General features: G+C 67.5%; 4 protein-coding genes. All 4 read right to left on the bottom strand.

Annotated elements, in window-relative coordinates:
• Positions 1-230 (bottom strand): amidase (locus GF405_07950; GenBank protein ID MBD3368086.1); only part of this gene is annotated, 230 nt, incomplete at its 3' end.
• On the bottom strand, positions 227-535 hold the full coding sequence (locus tag GF405_07955; protein ID MBD3368087.1) for a hypothetical protein: 309 nt from the start codon (positions 533-535) through the stop codon (positions 227-229). The genes GF405_07950 and GF405_07955, both read right to left, overlap by 4 nt.
• A 15-nt stretch (positions 536-550) precedes the next feature.
• On the bottom strand, positions 551-2,611 hold the full coding sequence (locus GF405_07960) for an AAA family ATPase (GenBank protein MBD3368088.1): 2,061 nt from the start codon (positions 2,609-2,611) through the stop codon (positions 551-553).
• A 201-nt stretch (positions 2,612-2,812) separates the two neighbouring features.
• Positions 2,813-5,857: a BamA/TamA family outer membrane protein gene (locus tag GF405_07965; GenBank protein ID MBD3368089.1), complete on the bottom strand. Its 3,045-nt coding sequence runs from the start codon at positions 5,855-5,857 to the stop codon at positions 2,813-2,815.
• Positions 5,858-5,873: the final 16 nt, after the last annotated feature.

Here is a 5,873-nt window from a genome sequence, read left to right on the forward strand (position 1 = left end):
ATCGGAAAGCCCGCGATGGGCGAGGGCGCCGCCCCGCGGCCCCGCGCCGCGTCGGCCGCGTCGGCCGCCGCGAGCGCGGTCGGACGATCGGCGACGGCGAGCACGGCTCCGAGGTCGCGTCCGACCGAACCGAGACGGTCGAGCGAGTCCTCGACGAGCTCGCGGCATGTCAGCGAGCCCGATGAGATGAGCGACGAGGCCTCGGCGAACGGGAGCGCGGCCGGCCTCATGGCGACGCGTCCTCGTCCTGCGAAGCGTCCGGCAGGAATCCCGGCACCTCGAACGCACCCGCTCTCGTCCTCGCGGCGTTCCCGAGCGCCACCGACTGCTCGAGGGTCGCGCCCGGCAGGTCGTCCCGCACGGCATCGGGCGGGGACAGCGCGAGCTCGCCCGCGTCGCCTACCGCCTCCTCGAGCAGGTCGACGTAGTCGACGATGCGCGAGAGCTCAGCGACCAGCCGGGCGGCGGTGGCCTCGTCGAGTTCGAGGCGCGCGAGACGCGCGGCCCGCTCGACCTCGTCGCGTCCGATCGGCATGGGGTCACATCCCCCCTAGTTTCCCAGGATCTCCAGGCCACCGTACCGTAGCATGATCCGCTTCTCGACGTCACCGGCGAACCTCACCCGGACGATGGCATCCCCGCCGCGGCCGGCGACCTCGAGCACCACGCCGTCACCCCAGGTCTTGTGGTGCACGCGCGTTCCCGGTCCGAGCTCGACCGTCTCCTGGCTCATGTTCTCGTAGTCCGGGAACATATCGCTTCGCGGCGGCCTCCCCCGGCGCGCCCGCGCTCGTCCGCCTCTCCGACCTCGCCCGGACGGGCGGACCGCCGGCGCGACGACCTCGAGGCGGGAAGGGTCGATCTCGTCGATGAAGCGGGAGGCGACCCGGACGTCGAGCACGCCGGCCCTCCGCCTCGTGTCGGCCGACAGAAGGACGAGGTGGTCCTTCGCCCGCGTCATGCCGACGTACAGAAGCCGGCGCTCCTCCTCCAGTTCCTCGACGTCGCCGAACGACGACTCGTGCGGCAGGAGACCCTCCTCCAGTCCGGGGACCATGACGGCCGGGAACTCGAGCCCCTTGGCGTTGTGGAGCGTCATGAGGGACACGGCGTCGAGCCGGTCCTCCCACATGTCGATGTTGGCGACAAGCGCGACCTGTTCCAGGAAGGCCGGCAGGTCGCTTCGCTCGCTGACCTCGGCGAACTCGGCCGCCGCGGAGACGAGCTCCTCGACGTTCCCGAGCCGTTCGGTCGCCTCGTCGGTACGCTGCCCCTCGAGCCACGCCGTATAACCCGAGGCCTCCAGGACCTCGCGGATGAGAGCGTCGGCCGGGTCCGTGTCGACCTTCTCCTCGAGCGAGGCGAACATCGCGGCGAGCGCATCGAGCGACTTCCTCGCCTGCGGCGTAAGACCCTCGATCTCGACCGACCGGCCGAGCGCCTCTCTCAGCGGGATCCCGGCCCCGGCGGCGAAGTCCTCGAGCCGCTCGACCGACTTCTTCCCGAGCTTGCGCGGCGGGACGTTGATGATCCGCCCGAGGCTCACCGCGTCATCGGGGTTCGCGATGACGCGCAGGTAGCCGAGAACGTCCTTCACCTCGGCACGCTCGTAGAAGCGGACGCCGCCGACGATGTCGTAGGCGACTCCCGCCCGGCGTAGACTGTCCTCGATCACCCTGGACTGCGCGTGCGTCCGGTAGAGCACGGCGAAGTCGCGGGCGGCGAGTTCCTCTTCGTCGATGAGCGAGCCGATCATGTCGCGGATCGCGTCGGCCTCATGATACTCGTTCGCCACCCTGACGACACGGACCGGGACGCCGTCGCCGCGGTCGGTCCAGAGCTTCTTCTCCTTCCGGCGCGCGTTCCTCGAGACGACGTCATGCGCCGCGTCGAGGATCCCGCCGGTCGAGCGGTAGTTCTGCTCGAGCGTCACGACGGTCGCATCCGGGTGATCGTGCTCGAAGTCGAGGATGTTCGAGATGTCGGCGCCGCGCCAGCCGTAGATCGACTGGTCGTCGTCGCCCACGACCATGATGTTGCGGTGCATCGACGAGAGCAGGTTGACCAGCTGGTACTGCGCGTGGCTCGTGTCCTGATACTCGTCGACGAGCACGTGCTGGAAGCGCTCGGAATAGGCGTCGAGGACGCGCGGTTCGTCGCGCAGGAGCCGCACGGTCCCCATGATGAGGTCGTCGAAGTCGAAGGCGTTCATCCGACGAAGGCCCGACTCGTACTCCCGGTAGACACCGGCCACGCATTCCTCGAAGTAGCCGCCGGCCGTCTCCGCGTAGAGCGAGGCGTCGATGAGGCGGTCCTTGGCCCTCGAGATGGACGACAGCACGGCCTTCGGGCTGAAAACCGAGGACGACACGCCGGCCTTCTCCATCGACTGCTTGATGAGCGCTGTGGAGTCGGCCTCGTCGTAGATCGAGAACGACGGGGTCCACCATCCCCACCGGGACTCCGCCCGCAGGATCCTCGCGGCGATCGAGTGGAACGTTCCGATCCAGACCAGCCGGGCGTCCGCCCCGGTCAGCTCGGCGACACGGCGCTTCATCTCGTCGGCGGCCTTGTTCGTGAACGTCACGGCGAGCACGCGGCGCGGGCTCACACCCCGCTCCCCGATGAGGTGAGCGACTCGGTAGGTCAGAACGCGGGTCTTCCCGCTGCCGGCACCGGCGAGCACAAGGAGCGGCCCGCCTGGGTGGCGGACCGCGCGGACCTGCGCCTCGTTGAGATTGAGATCGAGCTCGAGATCGGTCGTCAGAGAGGTCTCCTCCGATCACGGGGGGTCCGTCAGAGGGAGTCGCTCCTAGAACTCGGCGCCGAGCGCGAAGTGCGTTCTGGCTCCGCCGGTGGACCGGAGGTCGGTCCGCCAGGCGCGGTCGACGCGGATGACGAAGAAGCCGAGGTTCATCCTGACGCCGATGCCGTAACTCGCCTTGATGTCCTGGAGGTGGAACCCGCCCTTACGCGAAGCGCCCTTGAACTCCTCGTTCACGTCCCACGCGGCCCCGAGATCGATGAACATGACGCCCCTGAGACCCCGCAGGGCGATCGGCAGCGGCGAGGCGATGACCAGGTAGTCGATGAACGGGTAGCGCAGCTCGAGCGTGGTCAGGGCCATCTTCGTTCCGCTGAACTCGAAGTCGTCGTAGCCGCGGAGGCTGTTGACGCCGCCGATGAAGAAGTTCTGCGCGTTCTGCTGCGAGCTCCGCGCCGCGACGAGCTTCATCGCGATCGTGTGTCGCCGGCCGACCCTCAGATACCGCCTGATATCGGCGATGCCGGTCAGATAGGTGAAGTCGCCGCCGGACTCCCAGGACTTCGACACGGAGATCGAGGAGCGTCCCCCGCTGACAGGTCCGACCATGCCCCAGAGCGTCGTGTCGTTGACCAGCCTGAGGCTGGGTATGAAGAGCGACCGTTTGACCGTCTCGTCGGTCAGCTCGATCTCGCCGGTATCGAGCTCCTCCGCGAACCGGCGGTCGACCGTCAGCGCCGAGACGTCGAACTCGAGCCGCGTGAAGCGGCTGAAGGGGTACGACGCTCCGACCGACATGCCGTAGCTGCGCTCGGAGAAGTAGCGCTTCTCACCCAGGTCCTCGCCCAGCCTGGTGCGCTCGGAGTAGTAGTACTCCTTGAAGTTGTAGACGCCCACCGAGAGGTTCGGTCGTCTGGCCAGGTGCTCGTAGAGGACGTAGAAATTGCTCGATTCGATGTTCGAGAAGAAGTCGGTCGCGATGTAGAAACGGTGGTTCCCCAGAATGTCCGAGACGGCGATCTGTGCCCCTCCCGAGAGTCCGTATCCCGAGCTGTAGCCGACGCCGCCCGACATCCAGTCCGGCGTGAAGCGCGTCTCGTACGGGCGGGTCATCCCGACGTCGCGTCCTTCGTCCGATTCGCGCTCCTCCTTCCTCCCGGTCGCGGACGCGTAGGCGTCGCGCACGCGGTCGACCGTCTCGTCATCGTCCGGCTCGGGCTCCGGGGGTTCCGGGACCGATGAGGCGTCGTCCGGGACGAGCCGTACCTCGGAGAGGGGCCGCTCGGGCGGACCCTCCTCCAGATTCGCGTCGGTCACCGGGACGCCCGGTCTGTCGAGCGGCTCCACGGGCGGCAGCGTGCCCGAGGCCTCCGGGAGCCGCTCGAGCGGCTCCTTGACGGCGGCGATGTCCCATCCGCCGTTGGAGTAGAGCGAGAAGACGAGCCAGTCGTTCTCGCGCGCCCAGCTCGGGGCCGACGCGCCTCCGACCAGGGCGGTCAGTCTCGAGATCGACGAGTCGGCGAGCGTGATCGCGTAGAGGTCGGGCGAGCCGCCGGCCGTCGACGAGAAGATGATCGACCGTCCGTCGGGCGACCAGGTCGGCGAACTGTCGTTGCCGGGTGTCGAAGGCAATCTGTCGATCCGCCGCGACGACCACTCGACCGCGTAGAGGTCGTACCGTCTCCGGAACCCGAGCTCGGCCTCCGAACCGCGGTCCGAGGTGAAGGCGATCCGGGTTCCGTCCGGGGACCACTCCGGGTCCCGTTCGTCGTAGAAGTCGTCGGTCAGGCGAACGAGCTCTCCGGTCTCGATGTGGGCCATGTAGAGATCGGAGGCGCCCTCCTTCGTGCCGACGAAGACGACCCGGTCACCGTCCGGCGACCAGGAGGGGGTGAACATGCCGTCGAGGTCGAAGGTCAGGCTGTTGACGAGGTCGCCACTCTCGGTATCCACGAAGTGAAGCGCGTCGTCCCCTCCCGACTTGGCCACGAAACAGATCTCCTCGCCGTCGGGCGACCAGCCGAAGCCGGTCCTCAGGATATGAAGCTGCTCGAACTCGTCCGAGCGGCCGCCGTGCACGAGCGTCCCGAGTTCCTCACCGTCGAGCGTCGAGGAGACCCTGACGTCTGCGTAGCCCGACCGGTCGGTCACGTAGACGACGCGGCGGCCGTCCGGCGAGACGGCGGGCCCGAGGTTGAGATACGAACCGTCCTTCCTGTGGTCGGTCACGAGCCGCGCGATCTCGTCTCCGCGGTCGAGGATCTCGACCTGCGGCCAGTAGCGTTCCTTCAGCCAGCGTTCCCACTCCTCATTGAGCTCGGCGGTGGTCAGGCCGACGGCCTCGCTCAGAGACCTCTCGAGATTCTGGGTCTTCGCGAGCGACTTGACGATCTCCGCGATCTTGTTCCGGCCGTATCGCTCGGCGATGAACGTCATCACCGACTGGCCTTCCTTGTAGACGAGGTAGCCTCCGTAGAGGTACTGGAGCGGGACGACCCTGTCCGCGACCGTCAGGTCGCGGAGGATCATCTCGGCCTCCTCGTCCCAGCCTTGGGACACGTACTCCGCCAGGCCCTCGGTGAACCAGAGCGGCACCGGGTTCATGTAGGCCTGACGGATGACGGAGCGGACGAGGCCACCGTAGACGACGTCGAACATGAAGACGTGGACGAGTTCGTGATAGACGACGTGCCGGAGGTCGGAGTACGACCCCGTGAACGGCACGACGACGCGGTTCTTGAAGAGCTCGGTGAAGCCGCCGACTGACTCGCCGACGTGCGTCAGGGAGACGTTCGTCTGCTGGAAGTCGTTGTGGGACGCGTACACGATGACGGGGATGACGGTCGTCAGGTCGTGTCCGAGCACGCGGCGGTAGTCATCGTAGGCCTGCTCGACCATCAGTGCGACGGCGTCGGCAACGTCGGCCGAGCCGTCGTAGTAGTAGACGTCGAAGTGTTCGGTCGTGAGAATGGTCCACTCGAACTGGTCGTACTGGACCTTGTTCCGACCGAACTGCTGCGCGCCCGAGGGCAGGTGCAGGAGCGCCATGACGAGGAGCGTCACAGCTCCCACGATGAGTGTTCGAGTTCTCATATCACACAGTCTAGGC

Origin of the sequence: Candidatus Effluviviaceae Genus V sp., assembly GCA_014728125.1 — a bacterium.
Taxonomy (GTDB): domain Bacteria; phylum Joyebacterota; class Joyebacteria; order Joyebacterales; family Joyebacteraceae; genus WJMD01.